General features: G+C 72.6%; 14 protein-coding genes and 1 riboswitch. Of the genes, 7 read left to right on the top strand and 7 right to left on the bottom strand.

Translation table 11 applies throughout. The features are described from left to right. Nucleotides 1–10 precede the first annotated feature (10 nt). The 5 genes from WFJ36_RS00465 (at nt 11) to nagB (ending at nt 7,524) form a co-directional block, all read left to right on the top strand. Nucleotides 11–1,228, top strand: coding sequence for an alanine racemase (locus WFJ36_RS00465; protein WP_336642421.1), 1,218 nt, complete (start codon nt 11–13; stop codon nt 1,226–1,228). Next, nucleotides 1,219–4,488, top strand: a complete 3,270-nt coding sequence (locus tag WFJ36_RS00470; protein ID WP_336642422.1) for a family 20 glycosylhydrolase — start codon at nt 1,219–1,221, stop codon at nt 4,486–4,488. The genes WFJ36_RS00465 and WFJ36_RS00470 overlap by 10 nt, the downstream gene beginning before the upstream one ends. A 79-nt stretch (nt 4,489–4,567) precedes the next feature. Further along, nucleotides 4,568–5,755 (top strand): ROK family transcriptional regulator, encoded by a 1,188-nt coding sequence (locus tag WFJ36_RS00475; RefSeq protein WP_060922844.1) that lies wholly within the window; start codon nt 4,568–4,570, stop codon nt 5,753–5,755. Between the two features lie 31 nt (nt 5,756–5,786). Further along, nucleotides 5,787–6,752 carry an ROK family protein gene (locus WFJ36_RS00480; protein WP_292787015.1) on the top strand — a complete coding sequence of 322 codons (966 nt, stop codon included), beginning with the start codon at nt 5,787–5,789 and terminating at the stop codon, nt 6,750–6,752. Further along, nucleotides 6,745–7,524, top strand: a complete 780-nt coding sequence (gene nagB / locus WFJ36_RS00485; RefSeq protein WP_336642423.1) for a glucosamine-6-phosphate deaminase — start codon at nt 6,745–6,747, stop codon at nt 7,522–7,524. Before WFJ36_RS00480 ends, nagB begins: the two co-directional genes overlap by 8 nt. Nucleotides 7,525–7,533: 9 nt before the next feature. Here the strand turns inward: nagB and WFJ36_RS00490 are convergent, their stop codons facing one another. The 6 genes from WFJ36_RS00490 to WFJ36_RS00515 all read right to left on the bottom strand — a co-directional run bounded on the left by WFJ36_RS00490 (nt 7,534) and on the right by WFJ36_RS00515 (nt 14,878). After that, nucleotides 7,534–7,941 carry an NUDIX hydrolase gene (locus WFJ36_RS00490; protein ID WP_071327432.1) on the bottom strand — a complete coding sequence of 136 codons (408 nt, stop codon included), beginning with the start codon at nt 7,939–7,941 and terminating at the stop codon, nt 7,534–7,536. Then, the gene (locus WFJ36_RS00495) at nt 7,934–9,298 is read right to left on the bottom strand and encodes an FAD-binding oxidoreductase (RefSeq protein ID WP_336642424.1); all 1,365 of its coding nucleotides are present in this window, start codon (nt 9,296–9,298) and stop codon (nt 7,934–7,936) included. Before WFJ36_RS00495 ends, WFJ36_RS00490 begins: the two co-directional genes overlap by 8 nt. Nucleotides 9,299–9,308: 10 nt before the next feature. Beyond that, a complete protein-coding gene (locus tag WFJ36_RS00500; protein ID WP_071327431.1) occupies nt 9,309–9,680 on the bottom strand; it encodes a YrdB family protein in 372 nt (123 codons plus the stop codon). Between the two features lie 9 nt (nt 9,681–9,689). Continuing rightward, on the bottom strand, nt 9,690–11,690 hold the full coding sequence (locus WFJ36_RS00505) for a sigma-70 family RNA polymerase sigma factor (protein ID WP_336642425.1): 2,001 nt from the start codon (nt 11,688–11,690) through the stop codon (nt 9,690–9,692). 507 nt (nt 11,691–12,197) lie between these two features. Next, complete coding sequence (locus WFJ36_RS00510) at nt 12,198–13,370, bottom strand: N-acetylglucosamine-6-phosphate deacetylase (RefSeq protein ID WP_071327429.1); 1,173 nt, start codon at nt 13,368–13,370, stop codon at nt 12,198–12,200. Further along, nucleotides 13,367–14,878 (bottom strand): family 20 glycosylhydrolase, encoded by a 1,512-nt coding sequence (locus tag WFJ36_RS00515; RefSeq protein ID WP_083391596.1) that lies wholly within the window; start codon nt 14,876–14,878, stop codon nt 13,367–13,369. The genes WFJ36_RS00510 and WFJ36_RS00515 overlap by 4 nt, the downstream gene beginning before the upstream one ends. A 117-nt stretch (nt 14,879–14,995) precedes the next feature. Beyond that, a riboswitch (ZMP/ZTP riboswitch) is annotated at nt 14,996–15,080 on the top strand. A gap of 38 nt (nt 15,081–15,118) precedes the next feature. On the opposite strand from WFJ36_RS00515, the gene glyA reads away from it, so the two are divergent. Next, nucleotides 15,119–16,393: a serine hydroxymethyltransferase gene (gene glyA / locus WFJ36_RS00520; RefSeq protein WP_062635962.1), complete on the top strand. Its 1,275-nt coding sequence runs from the start codon at nt 15,119–15,121 to the stop codon at nt 16,391–16,393. Then, nucleotides 16,390–17,268, top strand: coding sequence for a bifunctional methylenetetrahydrofolate dehydrogenase/methenyltetrahydrofolate cyclohydrolase (locus WFJ36_RS00525; RefSeq protein WP_336642426.1), 879 nt, complete (start codon nt 16,390–16,392; stop codon nt 17,266–17,268). The genes glyA and WFJ36_RS00525 overlap by 4 nt, the downstream gene beginning before the upstream one ends. A gap of 80 nt (nt 17,269–17,348) precedes the next feature. On the opposite strand, the gene WFJ36_RS00530 is transcribed toward WFJ36_RS00525, so the two are convergent. Beyond that, on the bottom strand, nt 17,349–18,071 hold the full coding sequence (locus tag WFJ36_RS00530) for a DUF6882 domain-containing protein (RefSeq protein ID WP_336642427.1): 723 nt from the start codon (nt 18,069–18,071) through the stop codon (nt 17,349–17,351). Between the last annotated feature and the right edge of the window lie 7 nt (nt 18,072–18,078).

Raw genomic sequence — 18,078 nt, forward strand, 5'->3', positions numbered from 1 at the left:
GCCTTGTTAGATGCCTCTACAAATTCCGGATCCCGTCCTCGGCGCCTGGGCGAAGGGGTTCCCGGCGCACGCCGCGGGGCTGCGTCTGTCGGAGGTCGGCGCGGCCGGTCTGCACCTGTCGGACCTCGGCACGCCCGTGCTCACAGTGCATGCCGACGCGATCGCGCACAACGAGGACACGGTGTTCGGCTGGGCCGCGCGCGAGGGCGTCCGTCTCGCCCCGCACGGCAAGACCACCATGGCGCCGGCGCTCTGGCAGCGGCTGCTCGATGCCGGAGCCTGGGGGATCTCGGTCGCCACGCCGTGGCAGGCCCGCGTCGCCGTCGACGCCGGCGTGCCGACGGTGCTCATCGCCAATGGGGTGACGGACGGCGCCGCGGCCCGCGAGCTCGGGGCGATGCTCGCTGCCGACGAGGGCCTGCGAATCCTCTGCGGCGCGGATTCCCTCGCCGGTGTCGCGATCCTCGCCGATGCGCTCGCCGACGCCCCGCGGCCGCTGGACGTGCTCGTGGAGCTCGGCGGCGCGCAGGGACGGACGGGGGCGCGGACCGTGGCCGAGGGCGAGCGCATCGCCGCGGCGATCGCGGCCGCTCCTGGACTCCGCCTGGCCGGGGTGACGGGCTACGAGGGGCCCTTCGGTCCCGATCGCTCCGCGGCCTCCGTCGCCGCGGTGGACGGCTTCCTGGCCACTCTCGTCGAGCTGCACCGCCGTCTCGACTACCCCGGCGGTCTCCGCCCCGTGCTCAGCGCGGGGGGCAGCTCCTTCCCCGATCGCGCCGCCGCGGTCCTCGGCGCCGCGGGAGGGGACGCCGAGGTCGTGCTGCGCTCCGGTGCGTTCCAGATCCACGACGACGGCTTCTACTCCCGCATGTCGCCGTTCGGTCCGCTGACGGACACCGCCCCGCTGCGCTCGGCGATGCACGCATGGTCACGGGTGGTCTCGCAGCCCGAGCCCGGCCTCGCCCTGCTCGACGCCGGGCGGCGCGACGTGCCGTTCGACATCGACCTCCCGGTGCCGCAGTCGGTCGCCGGTGCCGTAACGGCACTGAACGACCAGCACGCCTTCCTCCGACCCGCCGAGGGGGCGACCGTCGCGGTCGGCGAGGTCGTGCGGCTGGGTCTCTCGCATCCGTGCACCGCGTTCGACAAGTGGCGCGTCGTCGCCGTGATCGACGACCCTGACGCCGGGGACCCCCGGGTGATCGACGCGGTGGCGACATGCTTCTGAGCGCCGAGAAGGCCGCCGCCGGCTTGGTGCGCATCTATCGTCGGGCGACCGTCGTCGACGGCACCGGCGCGCCGCGCTTCGTCGCGGACGTCGCGGTGGAGGGGGCCAGGGTCGTCGCCGTCGTCCGCGACGGCGACGGGACGACGCTCGAGCTGCCGGACGGCGCGGTCGAGGTCGACGCGTCCGGCCTCGTCCTGGCACCCGGCTTCATCGACATGCATGCGCACAGCGACCTCGCGGTGCTGCAGGGCGCCGCGCACGACGCCAAGATCCGGCAGGGGGTCACGACCGAGGTGCTCGGGCAGGACGGCCTGGGCTACGCGCCGCTGGACGAGGCGACCGCCGCCGTCATCCCCGCCCAGATCGCGGGCTGGAACGGGCGGCCGGCCGTGGTCCCGTGGCGGGCGATGGACGACTTCCTGCGGGCGATCGACGCTGCCGCGGTGGCCAACGCCGCGGTGCTCGTGCCGCAGGGCAACCTCCGGATGATGGTGGTCGGGCACGACGACCGCCGGGCGACCCCCGCCGAGATCGCGGCCATGGCCGACATCCTCGGGCAGGCCCTGGATGCCGGGGCCTTCGGCATGTCGAGCGGTCTGACCTACACCCCGGGGATGTACGCCGACACCGCGGAGCTCGAAGCCCTCTGCCGGGTGGTGGCGGAACGCGGCGGCTACTGGGCGCCGCACACCCGCAGCTACGGGCGGGCGGCGCTGGACGCGTATCGCGAGGCCATCGAGATCGGCCGCCGCACCGGGTGCCCGGTCCATCTCACCCACGCGACCATGAACTTCGCCCCGAACCGCGGTCGCGCCGCCGAGCTGCTGGCGCTCGTCGACGCGGCGACGGCCGACGGCGTCGACGTGACCCTGGACACCTACCCCTACCTTCCGGGGGCGACGACCCTCGCCGCGCTCCTGCCCAGCCGGCTGGCGGCGACCGGCGACCTGCTCGGCGTCCTGGCAGCCCTCGACGCCGAGGGGCGCGAGACGGTCCGGGTCGAGCTGGAGGAGATCGGCTGCGACGGATTCCACGGCGAGGCGGCGGATTGGTCGGCGATCCAGATCTCCGGGACCGCCCATCCCGATCTGGCCGGGCTCGTCGGCCGGACGATCGCCGACATCGCGGCGGAGACGGGGCAGCGCGCCGTCGACGTCGTGATCGACACGATCCTCGCCGATGCCGGCGCCACGGGCGTGCTCATGCACATCGGCGACGAGGACAACGTCCGCGCCATCATGCGGCACCCCCGGCACTCCGGCGGCAGCGACGGCATCCTCATCGGCGCGCGCCCGCACCCGCGCGGCCGTGGCACGTTCCCCCGCTACCTCGGGCACTACGTCAGGGAGCTCGGGGTGCTGAGCCTCGAGGAAGCGGTCCGTCATCTCTCCGGCAACCCGGCCGCCCGCCTCGGCCTCGACCGCGGCGACGCACCGCGCGGCGTGATCCGCGAGGGCGCCACCGCCGACCTGGTGCTCTTCGACCCGGAGGCGATCGCCGCCGGAGCTACCTTCGACGACCCGCACGGTGCGCCGGAGGGCGTGCGCGAGGTACTCGTCGGCGGGGTGCCGGTCGTCATCGACGGCGACCCCACCGGTGCGGTCGCCGGTCGCGCGCTGCGGATGCCGCCACCGGCGCCGCGCGCGACGGTGCCGCACGTCGCCGCAGAGATCGACTCGCTGGCGCCGGGTTTCCGGTGGACGCCCTCGACCCCGATCCTCGGCGCACCGGAGCTGGCGGCCGCGGTCGCACGGCTCGGCGGCGGGGGAGCGGACGACACCCTGCCCGCCATCCGCCTCCTGATCGACGAGAAGCTGGGTACCGCGGCGCCCGCGGCAGGGCGCCACGGGGCCGAGGCCTTCCGGGTGTCGGTGACGGCCTCCGGGGTCGAGATCGCGGGGGCGACGCCGGAGGGGGTCTTCCGTGGCGCGACCACGCTCCGCCAGCTCCGCGACCCGGACCACGACCCCGCCGTCCCCGCGACGATTCCGGCAGGGCGCTGGGAGGGCTCTCCCGCTTACGCCTGGCGCGGTGTGATGCTCGACGTGGCGCGCCACTTCCGCCCCGTGGAGGACGTGCGTCGCCTCATCGACCTGCTCGCCGATCACCACCTCAGCATCCTGCACCTGCACCTGACGGACGATCAGGGATGGCGCTTCGAGGTGCCCGGCTACCCGCGTCTGACCGAGGTCGGCGCGCGGCGCGAGGCCACGCAACGCGGTCACGGACCGGAGGCCACGGTCGAGCCCGGCGTGCACGAGGGCTTCTACACGTCCGCCGAACTGCGCGACCTCGTGAGGTATGCGGAGGAGCGCTTCGTGACGCTCGTGCCCGAGGTCGAGCTGCCGGGACACATCCAGGCCGCGCTCGCCGCCTACCCGGAGCTGGGCAACCTCGACGTGGGGACGCCTCCCACCGGGCCGTGGGAGCGTTTCGGCGTGAACGCCCGCACCCTCGCGCCGACCGAAGAGGCGCTGGCCTTCGGTCGTGCCGCCGTCGACGCGCTGTGCGACGTGTTCCCGTCCGCATGGATCGGGATCGGCGGTGACGAGGTGCCGGTGACCGAGTGGGCGGAGAGCCCGGCCGCCGCCGCGCGCATGCGGGAGCTGGGGCTGGCCACGGCGCACGACGTGCAGCCCTGGTTCACGGCGCACTTCGTCGACCACGTCCGCCGCCGCGGGCGCACGGCGCTGGCCTGGGACGAGGTGCTGGAGGGTGACGTTCCCGAGGGCGTCCGCATCCTCGCCTGGCGCGGACCGGTCGCGATGCGCGAGGCGCTGCGCCGGGGGATCCCGGTCGTGGGGTGTCCGGATCTCGAGGTCTACCTCGACTACCCGCAGTCCGAATCGACCGAGGAGCCCATCCGCGTCGGTCCGCCGCTGACCATCGAGCGCGCGTACACCTTCCGCGTCGTCGACGGGGCGGTCGGCGGGCAGGCGAACGTGTGGACGGAGCACCTGCCGAGCAGGGACCGGGTCGACTTCGCGATGTTCCCCCGTCTCGCCGCGATCGCGGAGCGGCTCTGGGAGGGGGGAGAGCCCGCCCCGTTCGCCGACTTCGCGCGGCGGCTGCCCACGCACCTGCGGCGCCTCGCCGCCGCGGGGGTGCGGTATCGTCCGCTGGACGGTCCGTCGCCCGAGCAGCGGCGACCGGGGATTCCCGGCAAGCCGATGACGGTGGAGACCAGGGAGGGGATCGTCGCCGGCCTCGTCGAGCGCCTGCTCCGCCGGGCCGCAGACGAGGATCCGCGGTCGGCATGATGTCACGTTTCGGTAACCCTGCCCGCGGAATCGCGCGGGACAGTTGCACAATTCCTGTTCGTAAGGTCTACTAACAAACATGTCCGTTTCGGATGATCAGCGCCCCGCGGCGACGACAGACTTCGTCGCCGCGAACGCGCACGCCTTCGGCCCTGCGCGGCATCTCCGTTCGCGCACCAAGGTGCTCCCCGAGCACGCCCGCGGCCACAACCGCGCACTCGTGCTGCAGACGCTCTACCACTCGGGGGCGATGAGCCGCGCTGACCTCTCCCGCGAGACGGGCCTCACGCGGGTCACGATCTCCGACCTCGTCGCGGAGTTCATCGCCGACGGCATCGTCGTCGAGATCGGCGTCCGCGAGGCGGTCGGCCCCGGAAAGCCGCCGATCCTCATCGACATCGACCGGGTGGGGCATCAGATCATCGGGCTCGACCTGTCAGGACCGACCGCGTTCGAGGGGGCCGTGCTCAGTCTCGACGGCGACGTCCTGGAGCGGCGGCAGGTGCCGCGTCCGGAGACGCCGGACGGCGACGCGGCGTACGATGCCCTCCGCGGCCTCGCGCAGACCCTCGTCGAGATCGCCACGCAGCCGGTGCTCGGCGTCGGCATCGGCACCCCGGGTGTCGTGCGTCCGGACGGCCTCGTCCTCAGCTCGCCCAACCTCGGCTGGACCGACTTCCCGCTGGAGGCGAAGCTCAGCGCCGACCTCGACCTGCCCGTGCTGGCGCGGAACGACGCGAATGCCGCGGTCCTCGCCGAGTACACGTTCGGCGAGGCGGAAGCCGACTTCATGCTGATCAAGATCGGCCGCGGCGTGGGGGCCGGGCTGATCACCGGCAGCCAGCCGCTCCTCGGCAGCCGTTTCGCCGCGGGGGAGATCGGTCACGTCGTCGTCGGCACGGACGGCGGCCCGCGCTGCGCGTGCGGCAAGATCGGCTGCCTGGAGGCCTGGCTGAGCGTGAGTCGCATGCAGGAGGCGCTCGACGCCGACCCGGCCGCGCGCGAGGAGATCCTCCGCGACTCCGGGACCCGCATGGCGATCGCGATCGCCCCGATCGTCGCCGCCCTCGACCTGTCCGAGGTCGTGCTCTCCGGGCCCGCCGAACTGCTGGACGGCACGCTCATCGACGCGGCCGTCGAGACGCTCCACGCGCGGACGCTCGAGGGTGTGTTCGAGGACGTCATGGTGCGGCTCACCCGTCAGGACGACATCGTGCTCCGGGGCGCCGCAGTGATGGTGCTCTCCGGGCAGCTGGGGGTGTCGTGACCTCCGCGACCATGACCGGGAACGGCATCCGATGATCGTCCCCGCCTCGGCCGACCGCGCCGGTCGGCCCCTTCGCGTGGGCCTGGACGTCGGCGGCACCAAGATCGACGCCGTCGCCGTGGACCCGGCCGGAACGATCCTCGCCCGCCTGCGTCGCCCGACCGGGTGGGGGGAGGACGCCGTCGTCGACAGCATCGTCTCGACCGTCGCCGCCCTCGCTGAGGAGAGCGGGCTGCCGCTGTCCGCCGTCGGATCCGCCGGCATCGGCATCCCCGGCCTCGTGGACGCGGAGAGCGGACGTGTGCTGCACGCCGTGAACCTCGGCGTGGAGTCGCTCGACCTCGCGGCGCGCGCCGAGCAGGCGCTGGGCGTCCCCTTCCGAGTGGAGAACGACGTGAAGGCGGCCGCGCTCGGCGCCGCCGTCCTGAGCGACGTCGCCGGCTCGATGGCCTACCTGAACCTCGGCACCGGCGTCGCGGCCGGCATCGTCGTCGACGGCCGCATCTGGCGTGGGGCGCGGGGGACCGCGGGCGAGGTCGGGCACCTCTCCGTCGACCCCCGCGGGAGATTGTGCGGCTGCGGACAGCGCGGCTGCGTGGAGACCTTCTGCGGCGGCGGGGCGCTGGCCAAGGCCTGGGGGCGCCCTGGCGCGCTGCCCGTCAAGGACATCGTGGAGGCGGCCGACGCCGGCGATCCGCACGCCCTTGCCCTGCAGGCGGACCTCTTCTTCGGGGCTGCGGCGGCCGTGCGCGTGCTCGTGCTGTCGGCCGACGTCGAGACCGTGGTCATCGGCGGCGGTCTCACCGCGCTTGGCGGTCGACTCGCGGACGGCATCCGTGCCGCCCTGCACGCGGGCGCCCAGGCGTCACCGTTCCTGAAGTCCCTGCGGCTGGATGAGAGAATCGAACTGCTCCCCGCGGGTTCCCCCGCCGCCGCCTTCGGCGCCGCTCTGGTGGGCGCATCCATTTCTGAGAAGGAGATCGTTCCGCATGGCTGAGGTCGTCATCGTCGAGAATGCCGAGGCCGCCGGTGCCCTGGTCGCCACCGAGATCGTCGAGCTCATCGACCGTCGTCAGGACGCCGTCCTGGGGCTCGCGACCGGATCGACGCCGTTGCCCGTCTACCAGGCACTCCGCAGCCGCCTGGTGGGGCGCGACGTCTCGCAGGTGCGGGGCTTCGCGCTCGACGAGTACGTCGGGATCGACCCCTCCCACCCGGAGAGCTACCGCTCGGTGATCACGCGCGAGGTGGTCGAGCCGCTCGGCCTCGACCCGAAGCGCATCCACGTGCCGAACGGCGCGGAGGCCACCATCCAGCACGCCGGTGAGGACTACGACGCGGCCATCGCCGCGGCCGGCGGGGTCGACCTGCAGATCCTCGGCATCGGCACCGACGGGCACATCGGGTTCAACGAGCCCGGATCCTCCTTCGCCTCCCGCACGCGGGTGAAGACGCTGACGGAGCAGACCCGCGAGGACAACGCCCGCTTCTTCGACTCGATCGACGATGTGCCGATGCACTGCATCACGCAGGGCCTGGGGACCATCCTGGAGGCGCGCCACCTCGTGCTGCTGGCGTTCGGCGAAGGCAAGGCCGAGGCCGTGGCCGGTGCGGTCGAGGGGCCGCTCACCGCGCTGCTGCCCGGGTCGGCCATCCAGCTGCACCCGCACGCGACCGTCGTCGTCGACGAGGCCGCCGCCTCGAAGCTGCAGCTTGCCGACTACTATCGCTACACGTTCGCGAACAAGCCGTCCTGGCAGGGCATCTGATCCGAGGCGCTAGCGCGCTCCGGTCGGCCACGCGAGCGGCAGCAGGTGCTCGACGCTGAGCGGGGCCAGCGGGAGCGCCGCGGCGTCCTCCGGGGTGATCCAGCGCAGTTCGGCGAGCTCGGCCTGCACGCGGACCCCGTCGGGATCGATCGAGGCCGAGAACGCGTCGGCCACGACGCGGTGACCCGGTTCATTGGCGGCTGCCGACTCGAAGCGACCCAGAGGGCGCAGGTCGGACTCCGTGAGTTCGAGGCCGAGCTCCTCCTGCAGCTCGCGGATGAGGGTCTCGACGGGGGACTCGCCGGGCTCCGGCTTGCCTCCGGGCTGCATGAAGCGGGTCGTGCCGTGCTTGCGGACGACGAGGACCCGCCCTTCCGCATCGACGATCACGGCTGCGCTCACGTGGATGTCAGGCATCGGGAGAGAAGACCTTTCCGGGGTTGAGGATGCCGAGCGGGTCGAAGACCGCGGCGATGTCGCGCTGGAGGCGCCACTGATCGTCGCCGAGCTCGTCGGCCAGCCAGCGCCGTTTGAGGACGCCAATGCCGTGCTCGCCGGTGAGGGTGCCGCCCAGCCGGATCGCGGCGTGGAAGAGCTCGTCGGCCGCCGCCCACACCAGCGGCGGGGTCTCCGGCCCCTCGAAGATGAAGTTCGGATGCAGGTTGCCGTCGCCGGCATGGGCCACGGTCGGGATGACCATGTCGTACTCGCGCTCGATCCGGGCGATCTCGTCGAACATGGCCGGCATCGCGCTCCGCGGTACTGAGACGTCCTCGATGAGCGTGGTCCCGAGTGACGCCATCGCTGCGTGCATGGAACGGCGGATCGCGAGCAGACGATCGCCCTCGACGGGGTCGTGCGAGACCACGGGAACGCCCTCGTGGTCGCTGAGGATGCCGGCGATGGCCTCCGCCTCCGCACGCGCGGCGGGACCGTCGGTCTGGATCGTGAGCTGGGCGGCGCCCGGCGTCGGCGCAGGGAGGGCGAGCAGGGCGTGGACGGCGGCGAGGCTCGCGGCATCCATGAGCTCCATGATCGCGGGCTGGATCCCCGCGGCGGTCACCGCCGCGGATCCTGCGGCCGCCGCGCGCACGCCCGGGAAGGTCGCCGTAACCGTGCAGGTCTCGCCCGGCACCAGGCGGCGCAGCTTGAGCGTGGCCCCGACGACGACGCCGAGCGTTCCCTCCGACCCCACGACGAGGGCGGTGAGGTCGAGCCCGGTGACGCCCTTCACGCTGCGGTGCCCGAGGTGGAGCAGTCGGCCGTCGGCCAGCACGAGATCGACACCGAGCACCGCATCGCGGACGACGCCGTACTTCGCGCAGAGCAGTCCGCCCGCTCCGGTCGCGATGTTGCCGCCGACGGTGGAGATGTCACGACTGGCGGGATCGGGCGGCCACCAGAGTCCCTGGGTCGCCAGATGCGCGTTGAGGTCGGCGTTGAGGATGCCCGGTTCGACCACGGCGAGGAGATCGTCCGGTCGGACCTCGAGGATGGCGTCCATGCGGCGGAGGGAGAGGACGATCTCCCCGTCTCCGGCATTGGCGGCTCCGGCGAGTCCGGTTCCGGCACCGCGCACGACGACGGGCGTGCGCGTCGCGGTCGCGATCCGCATGGTCTGCTGCACGTCGTCCACGCTCTCCGCGTGGACGACGGCCAGGGGAAGGCCCACCGCGGCGTGACCGGAGCGGTCGGCTCTGGTCACGCGCCGCGTCTGCTCGCTGACGTCCACGCGCGCCCCGAGGGCGTCGCGGAGCAGCGAGACGACGCTCACGACCGTGCGCTCATGCCAGGGCGCGGCGCCCGCTGAGGACCCCGGCGACGACGGCCACCAGCGCGAAGGCCGTGCCGATGAGGGCCTGGCCCATGGACCACCACGCGATGGTCACGCCGACGTAGATGAAGAGCTCGACGACCGCGCGGAGGAAAGGGTGCACGCGGAGCACGGGGCGCGGAGAGAGGAACAGCGCCCACAGCAGCAGGGCGACAACGGGGGCGCCGACGCCGATCACGATGTTCCACGGCAGATCCCAGCTCGCGAACCCCCACAGGGCGAGCGAGGCGATCGCCGCGATGAGGACGATCACGCGCACGATGTCGAGGGCCGTGAGGGCCGGACGGTCGACGCCGGCGACAGGGGAGGAATCCGGGGTCATACGTCCAGTCTATTCCGCGACCGGAGCGTCCTCCGCCGGGGCTTCTGTCGCAGCAGGGTCCGCGGCCGGTGCGGGCGCGACCGGTGCAGCTTCGGGGGCCGGTGCGGGCTCCGTCGGCGTGGCCTCTGCGGGTACCGGAGCGGCCTCGACGGGTGCCGCGACCTCATCGACCGGTGTCTCGGCAGCGGCGACAGGCGCTTCGGGTGCCGGGTCGGCATCCTCGACGACGACCGCCGGCTGCTCCACGGGATCGATGGCCGCGGCACGCTCGTCCGCGCCTGCTCCCTGGGGTTCGAGCGAGTAGAGCGAGGTGGTTGCCGATGGGCCGGCCTCGCCGGAGGGCAGCACGTAGCGGAAGGTCACCGGCACGAGGCTGGCCAACAGGAACTGGTCGAGGGATGCGCGCAGCTGAACGAAGCCGGTGCCATCCTCGCCGAGGACAGTGCTGTCGCTCTCCTGACCGTCGAGCAGTGCCTGAACGACGGTGCCCGGTGCTCCGACGACCGGCACGAAGTAGTACCAGTGCAGATCGTCGCCGAACCAGACGTCGGCGGTGCTCCAGGTGGGCGGGTCCGTGGGGATCGCGGGGTCCACCGGGTCGACGGGGTCCACCGGATCGACCGGGTCCACCGGATCGACGGGGTCCACCGGGTCGACGGGGTCCACCGGATCGATCGGGTCCACGGGAGCGACGGGCGGCAGCGTGGCCTCGGGAAGCACAGGAGTCGTCACCGGGGCAGCGGGAGCCGCGTCGGGTCCGGTCTCCGAAGAGACCGGCGGATCCGCCTCCTCCTCGGCGGGCGGAGCCGGCGGCTGCTCGACGTCCGGCGTCTCGATCACCACGGGCTCCTCGAGGTCGAGCGACGAGTCCGGCGCGATGTCGGTCGTGATCGACGACGGATCGGTGTCGGAGGCGCTGGGCAGCGATGTCGCCGGGTTCGCACCCGTGAGTCCGGGGACGATCGCCGCAGCGGCGACCACTCCGGCGACCACGAGGGCGGCGGACCCGGCACCGACGACGGCGCCCATGCCGGTGAAGACGCCACCCGTGCTTGCGCCCGTGCCCGCGCCGCCGGCGGACCCGGCTCCGGATCCGGCTGCGCCGGAGCCGGAGGTGGCTGCCGCGGCCTGGCCGATGCCGCCGTCTCCGACGAAGACCGCACCCGGAATGGTGGACGACATCCCCGCCACTGCCAGGACCGGCGCACCGCCCTGGAGAGCCGCGAGGTACCCCGAGGCGCCGGTGGCGCCGAGGACGAGCGGGAGCAGGACGAGGGCGAGGCGCGTGGAGACGTCCTTGGCCTCGGCCGCGACGATCATGCAGCGGGCGCACTCGTCGAGGTGCAACTCGAGGCGACGGTGGTCGCGGGTGGCGAGGTTGCCGCGCGAGTAGGCACCGAGATGCTCGATCGTCCACTGGCACTCCGAGCCGGGGCTCGCGCTGCGCAGGTGCGCCTGGATCCACGCCTCTCGGAGCCCTTCGCGGGCGCGGAAGGCGAGCTGCGACACCGCGCCGGCCTTCATGCCGAGGAGCGGAGCCACCTCCTGGGGCTTCATCTGCTCGATCTCGGTGTACCAGAGCACCTCCTGCCAACGCGACGGGAGGCTGCGGAAGGCCTGCGCGGTGAGGCTGCGGTCGAGGGCCTCGTTCGTGGCGTGCTCGGTGCTGTCCGGGTCGGCGACCGTGTCGAGCTCGTCGATGGCGGTCTCGCGGCGTGCGCGTCCCCACGCGGCGGCGGTGTTGCGGATGCTGGTGAAGAGGTAGGCGCGGAACGAGCCGTTGGGGCCGCCGCCCTTGAGGATCGCCTGGTAGATGCGGGTATAGGACTCCTGCACCAGGTCGTCCGGATCGATCGAGGATGTCACCGATCGCGCGACGGTCATGCCGGAGGGGTAGTGCCGCCTCCAGAGTTCCCCGAACGCCCCCTTGTCGCCGGAGCGGACGCGGAGGATCAGATCGGCATCGCCGATGGTCTCGTCTGGTGTGGTGTTCTCTCGGTGCACGGTCATCCATCTGGTCCCGGGGCACACAGCCGTCCCCAGGAAGAGAGACGCGAGAAGGCGTCTTTCATTACGCGGTCTCTCCATTGTCTCGCGAAATCGGCATGGTGGCCAGCCCCGGCACGGACTCGGAGGAGATGCTCGGGAGGGCTCCGCGGCGCCCGGCGCGGGCCGCCCGAAAAGTTTTCTGAACTTTTTTCCGAGAACCGCGTAATGAACCGGGCGCCCCTTCGTCTCATCCCGTAGAGACAGCCGAAATGGACTCCACCGGGGGGCGGAGTTCCGGCACTGGTGCGGGGGGTACTGCACCAGTGGGCGGGTCGGGATCCTCGGGGGAGGAGCTCCCGGCCCCGCCCGCTCGAGCGGGAGGGAATGGGCCGCCGATCTGGGGAGAACGGCGGCCCACCACTCCCACACCTGCGAGACGCACGTCACCGATCTGGGGAGTCCGGTGACGCCGTCTCGTCCGATCGACCGGAGACCGCAGCGCTGCGCGTCGCGCGGAGCGCTGTCGTCCTAGGCGGGCAGCGCCGGTCCTGTCCAGACCCGCGCGACGCGCAGCTCCGCGTCCAGGAGCACGGCATCGCCGAGCAGGCCGGACCGCAGCGCGCCGAGGTGCGCCTCGCGTCCGATCGCGCGGGCCGGGGTCTCCGTGAGCGCCCGCACGGCCTCCGCAAGGGGGACGCCCGCCGCCACCGCTCGCTGCAGCGCGACGTCCTGGGTCAGGGTGGAACCGGCGATCGAGCCGGTGTCGTCCGCGCGGGCCACGCCGTTCTCGACGGTGACCTTCACCGCACCGAGGTCGTACGTGCCGTCGGCGCTCCCGGCCGCGGCCATGGCGTCGGTGATGAGCGCCACGCGGTGCGGCGCCGCGTCGAACACGAGCTTGACGACGTGCGGGTCGAGGTGCACGTCGTCGGCGATGGCCTCCAGGATCACCCGATGGTCGGCGGCTGCAGCCAGCACCGGTCCGGGTGCGCGGTGGTGGATCCCCGGCATCGCGTTGAACGCGTGGGTCAGCAGCGAGGCGCCGGCCTCGAAGGCGGCGACGGCCATGGCGGCGTCGGCGTCGGTGTGCCCCACCGCTGCCGCAGCGCCCGACGCGACGATCTGACGGACAGCGTCGATCCCGCCCGGGAGTTCCGGGGCGATGGTGACCTGACGGACGGTGCCTTCTCCGGCCTCCAGGAGACGGGCGACATCGGCCGGGAGGGGGTGCCGCAGCAGCGAGGGCTCATGCGCGCCGTGGTGCCCCGGGTCGAGGAACGGCCCCTCCAGGTGCGAGCCGAGCACGTCCGCATCGGTTCTGGTCAGGGCGGCGATCAGGGCGACGCTGCGGGTGAGGTCGTCCATCGTGCCGGTGACGAGCGAGATCACGGCCCTGGTGGTGCCGTGCTCGCGGTGCAGATCCCGTCCGGTACGAATGGCGTCCACGCCGTCGTCGTACGCCGCGCCCGCTCCGCCGTGACCGTGGATGTCGACGAAGCCCGGCGTGAGCAGCGCGCCCGGGCCCGCCACGGCCGCGCCGTCCACGACCTCCGTCGCCGGCTCCCAATCCGTCCCCGTGCCGCGCGCGACGACGACACCGTCCTCGATGCGCACCCAGCCGTCCTCGACGATCTCCCCGCGGTCGACGAGGCGGACGGAGTGGATGACCAGGGAACCGGTCGCGGAGGAGAGGGTCTTCAACGGGCGCTCCAGGGGATCTCGGGGACGGGGTGGAAATCGACCCCCTCAGCCTTCCACAGCGGCGCGAGGGTGCCGACCCGGGCGCGGAAGGACTCCCACGTGCGGCCCACGCCTTCGCGCGGCGACCACGCGATCTCGGCCTGCGCGGCGGCTCGGGGGAACACGAGCTGCTCCACCTCGTCGAGCGTGCGGGTGGTCTCGGACCACAAGGGCGCCTCGATGCCGAGGATCGCCTCGTCCGGCACGGCGAGCACGGCGGTCGGCTCCCACTCGTACGCGCGACGGACGTCGATGATCGCGGCCCAGGTGAGGCCGAGCGGGAACTCGGCGGTGTACTTCATGTCGAGATAGGTCGCGTCCGCCGCCGACATGATCAGGGCTCCGCCGCGCTCGACGAAGTGCACGGCCTCCTCGGCGTGCGTGCCCGTCGGCGTCGTCATGCCCCAGTACTGGCCGATCGTGCCGCGGGCGATGCCGGCCGCCGACCCCATCTCGTGCCACGCGACCGGGGTCTTGCCCTCCTCGACGACGATCGCCGTCGCGCGCTCCGCGAAGAGGTCGAAGTCGGCCTGCGGTGTGCCGAGGGACTCGTCGCCGCCGATGTGGATGTAGGGCCCCGGGGTCATCTCGGCGAGCTCGCGGACCACGTCGCGGACGAACCGATACGTCTCCTCCTCGTGGATGCGCACACTGGAGTGCCCGACTCCCCAGCCCAGGTAGGGCTCACCGGCCACGGGGAGCGGCTGGCCGAGCTGCTCGGACTGGGCGATCAGCGCGTCGTTCAGGACCGGGGCCTCGACCAGCTCCGGGTAGGCCACGCCGATCGCGTGGGTGTGGCCGGGAAGGTCGATCTCGGGGATCACGATCATGTGGCGCGCGGCCGCGTACGCCACGATCTCGCGATAGTCGTCCTTGGTGTAGAAGCCGCCGGGGGCGCCGTCGGCCGCGGTGGCGGCGGCCCGCTCGGTGAGCAGCGGCCAGGAGTCGATGTGCACGCGCCAGCCCTGGTCGTCGGTGAGGTGCAGGTGCAGGTGGTTGAACTTCAGTGCGCTGGTGCTGTCGATGAACCGCTTCACGTCGTCGACGCCGAAGAAGTGCCGCGCCACGTCGAGCATCACGCCCCGGCGGGCGAAGCGCGGGGCGTCCGCGATGTCGGCGCGGAGCAGCGCCCAGCCGGCGTCGTCCTCCCGGAGCAGCTGCAGCAGCGTCTGGACCCCGTAGAAGAGCCCCGCCTCGTCGGCGCCGATGAGGATGGCGCGGTCGCCGACCTCGAGCGTGTAGCCCTCCGGCGCGGACGAGGCCGCGTCGACGAACAGCTCGATCTCGGCGGGGCCGGAGTCCACCGCGGTGAGGCGGAGACCGGTGCGGCGTTCGACGGCGTCGATCAGCTGTCCGGCGGCGGGGGAGGAGCCGAGCACGCGCGTCGTCGCGGCGAGCGGCAGACGTCCCTCCCTGGCCTTCGCGGACACCGGAGCGGGGACGAGGGGCAGATCAAGAGGTAGGACCATGAACAAAACCTAGCCGTCGAAACGCCGCAAGGGAACAGGGGGATCGAAACGATTCTGCAGACGGCGGGTATGACGCTCGAAACGACCGCGTGCGCGGCGTCGCGCATCGGCTATGCTCGTAGACGTCGCGACTGGCGTCTGGGTGGACAACCACCGGGGAGCGACTGACCACGGAATTCGACCGCGCGCCTGGGCCGATAGGAACACCCTTTTCGAATCCGTCGTCAAAAGGAGCACGTCATGACCGACCGTTACTTCAACGCCCCGCTGTCCGAGGTCGACCCGGAGATCGCCGAGGTCCTCGATCGCGAGCTGAAGCGTCAGCAGACCTTCCTCGAGATGATCGCCTCGGAGAACTTCGTCCCCGTCTCGGTCCTGCAGTCGCAGGGCTCGGTGCTCACCAACAAGTACGCCGAGGGCTACCCCGGCCGCCGCTACTACGGCGGCTGCGAGGAGGTCGACGTCGCGGAGGAGCTCGCCATCTCCCGCGCCAAGAGCCTGTTCGGCGCCGAGTTCGCGAACGTCCAGCCGCACTCCGGTGCGTCCGCGAACGCCGCGGTCCTGCACGCGATCGCCCGCCCCGGCGACACCCTGCTCGGCCTCTCGCTCGACCAGGGCGGCCACCTCACGCACGGCATGAAGATTAACTTCTCCGGCCGCCTGTACGACATCGTGGCCTACGGGGTCGACGCCGAGACCTCGACGATCGACATGGACGAGGTCCGCCGCCTCGCCATCGAGCACAAGCCCACCGTCATCATCGCCGGGTGGTCCGCCTACCCCCGGACGATGGACTTCGCCGCGTTCCGTGCCATCGCCGACGAGGTGGGCGCGATCCTCTGGGTCGACATGGCGCACTTCGCCGGCCTCGTCGCCGCCGGCCTGCACCCCAACCCGGTGCCGCACGCGCACGTCGTGTCCTCGACCGTGCACAAGACCATCGGCGGCCCGCGCTCGGGCTTCATCCTCACCAACGACGCCGACCTCGCCAAGAAGATCAACACCGCGGTCTTCCCCGGTCAGCAGGGCGGTCCGCTCATGCACGTGATCGCGGCGAAGGCGACCGCCTTCAAGCTCGCCGGCACGCCGGAGTTCAAGGAGCGCCAGGAGCGCGTGCTGCGCGGGGCGAAGCTCATCGCCGAGCGCCTGTCGCAGCAGGACGTGAAGGACGCGGGCATCGCCGTGCGCTCGGGCGGCACGGACGTGCACCTCGTGCTCGTCGACCTCCGCGACGCCGAGATCGACGGCAAGCAGGCGGAGGACCTCCTCCACGACATCCACATCACCGTGAACCGCAACGCCGTGCCGAACGACCCGCGTCCGCCGATGGTGACCTCGGGCCTGCGCATCGGCACGCCCGCGCTCGCGACCCGCGGCTTCGGCGACGCCGAGTTCACGGAGGTGGCCGACATCATCGCCCTCGCGCTGCTCCCCGGTGCCGACATCGAGGCGCTCCGCGCCCGCGTGGACGCGCTCGCCGCGGCCTTCCCGCTCTACCCGGACCTGCAGCAGTGACCGCGGTCGTCCTCGACGGCAAGGCGGCGGCGGCCGAGATCCGCGCCGAGCTGACGGAGCGGGTCGCTGCGCTGAAGGAGAAGGGCGTCACCCCCGGCATCGCCACGGTGCTGGTGGGAGCCGACCCCGCCTCGCAGCTCTACGTGGGCATGAAGCACCGGCAGTCCGAGGCGATCGGGATGAACTCGATCCAGCGCGAGCTGCCGGCTGACGCCACCCAGGCCGACGTCGAGGCGCTGATCGACGAGCTCAACGCCGATCCCGCCTGCCACGGGTACATCGTGCAGCTGCCGCTGCCGAAGCACCTCGACACCGACGCGATCCTGGAGCGGATCGATCCGGCGAAGGACGCGGACGGGCTGCACCCGACCAACCTCGGGCGCCTCGTCCTCAACGTCAACGCGCCGATCCACACGCCGCTGCCGTGCACCCCGCGCGGGGTCATCGAGCTGCTGCTGCGAGGCGGCTACGACCTCCAGGGCAAGCACGTCGTGGTCGTCGGTCGCGGTGTCACGATCGGGCGTTCGATCGGGCTGCTGCTGACCCGTCGCGACCTCAACGCCACGGTCACGCTGACGCACACCGGCACGGTCGACATGCCGCGTTACCTCCGCGAGGCCGACGTGATCGTGGCGGCGGCCGGCGTGAAGCACCTCATCCGCGCCGAGGACGTCAAGCCCGGAGCCGCGGTGCTGGACGTGGGGGTCACCCGCGAGACCGATCCGGAGACCGGGAAGAACCTCGTCTTCGGCGACGTCGCTCCCGAGGTCGCCGAGGTCGCCGGGTACCTGTCGCCGAATCCGGGAGGGGTGGGGCCGATGACCGTCGCCCTGCTCATGACCAACGTCGTCGAGGCGGCCGAGCGGACGGTCTGACCTCCGCGCCGCGTCGCAGATTCACACGAACGCCGCAGGGATCCTCGTGATCCCTGCGGCGTTCGTGCGTTTCCGCGGACTCAGACCTGGCCGTGCAGTGAGCTCTCCACGCCGCTGATCCGGGCCTGCTCGTCGAAGCGGATCGTCGCGGTGCCCGAGGCGTCCGTCACCGTGGCGCCGGAGAAGGACTCGTCCGTCCAGGTGAGGGTCCAGCCGGCGAGACGCGCGAGGTCCCAGACCGCCGTGCGGGCGTCGGGGAGGGGCGTCTGCGCGAGGGTGCGGGGCAGGGCCACCACCGTGTCGGCGACCGTGAGCGGGGCGAGCGGGGCGTCGAGCAGGAACACCGCGCGGGTGCCGCCGTCGACGGGAGCCGAGTAGTACGGGGAGCGTCCGGTGAGCTCCACCGCCACGCCGCCGATCGTGTGCGCCGCGCGGGCGATCCAGTCCGCGTCGCCCGCGGCATCGGCCGGGAACGGGACCTCGGGGGCGGTGAGCTCGGCGATCCCGTGCTGCTCGCCGTACGCGCGGAGCTGCGCTGCGACACCCTGGGGGTCGCCCTGGGGGTGCGCCCAGGCCCACAGCAGCGAGCGGGGGCCGGGGGCGATTGTGGCGATGCGGTGCGCGCGGGTCACGAGCTGCCGGGTCGGGTCGTCGTTCGCGGTGAAGGTCAGCGTCCCCGCCGCGAGGTCGGCGTCCCACCGGTGCTCGCCGAGTGCGTCGGCGGCCGCGGAGAGGGCGTCCTGGCGGAGCGCGGTGAAGAGGGCGGCACGGTCGGCGAGGGGCTGCAGCGGGGGGAAGGTCATGCCCACA

Source organism: Microbacterium sp. MMO-113, from assembly GCF_037148555.1.
In the GTDB taxonomy this organism is placed as follows: Bacteria; Actinomycetota; Actinomycetes; order Actinomycetales; family Microbacteriaceae; genus Microbacterium.

Coding starts and splice junctions, on each gene's coding strand:
- WFJ36_RS00465 (WP_336642421.1), top strand. CDS start 11: ATGCCTCTACAAATTCCGGATCCCGTCCTCGGCGCCTGGGCGAAGGGG.
- WFJ36_RS00470 (WP_336642422.1), top strand. CDS start 1,219: ATGCTTCTGAGCGCCGAGAAGGCCGCCGCCGGCTTGGTGCGCATCTAT.
- WFJ36_RS00475 (WP_060922844.1), top strand. CDS start 4,568: ATGTCCGTTTCGGATGATCAGCGCCCCGCGGCGACGACAGACTTCGTC.
- WFJ36_RS00480 (WP_292787015.1), top strand. CDS start 5,787: ATGATCGTCCCCGCCTCGGCCGACCGCGCCGGTCGGCCCCTTCGCGTG.
- nagB (WP_336642423.1), top strand. CDS start 6,745: ATGGCTGAGGTCGTCATCGTCGAGAATGCCGAGGCCGCCGGTGCCCTG.
- WFJ36_RS00490 (WP_071327432.1), bottom strand. CDS start 7,941: ATGCCTGACATCCACGTGAGCGCAGCCGTGATCGTCGATGCGGAAGGG.
- WFJ36_RS00500 (WP_071327431.1), bottom strand. CDS start 9,680: ATGACCCCGGATTCCTCCCCTGTCGCCGGCGTCGACCGTCCGGCCCTC.
- WFJ36_RS00505 (WP_336642425.1), bottom strand. CDS start 11,690: ATGACCGTGCACCGAGAGAACACCACACCAGACGAGACCATCGGCGAT.
- WFJ36_RS00515 (WP_083391596.1), bottom strand. CDS start 14,878: ATGGTCCTACCTCTTGATCTGCCCCTCGTCCCCGCTCCGGTGTCCGCG.
- glyA (WP_062635962.1), top strand. CDS start 15,119: ATGACCGACCGTTACTTCAACGCCCCGCTGTCCGAGGTCGACCCGGAG.
- WFJ36_RS00530 (WP_336642427.1), bottom strand. CDS start 18,071: ATGACCTTCCCCCCGCTGCAGCCCCTCGCCGACCGTGCCGCCCTCTTC.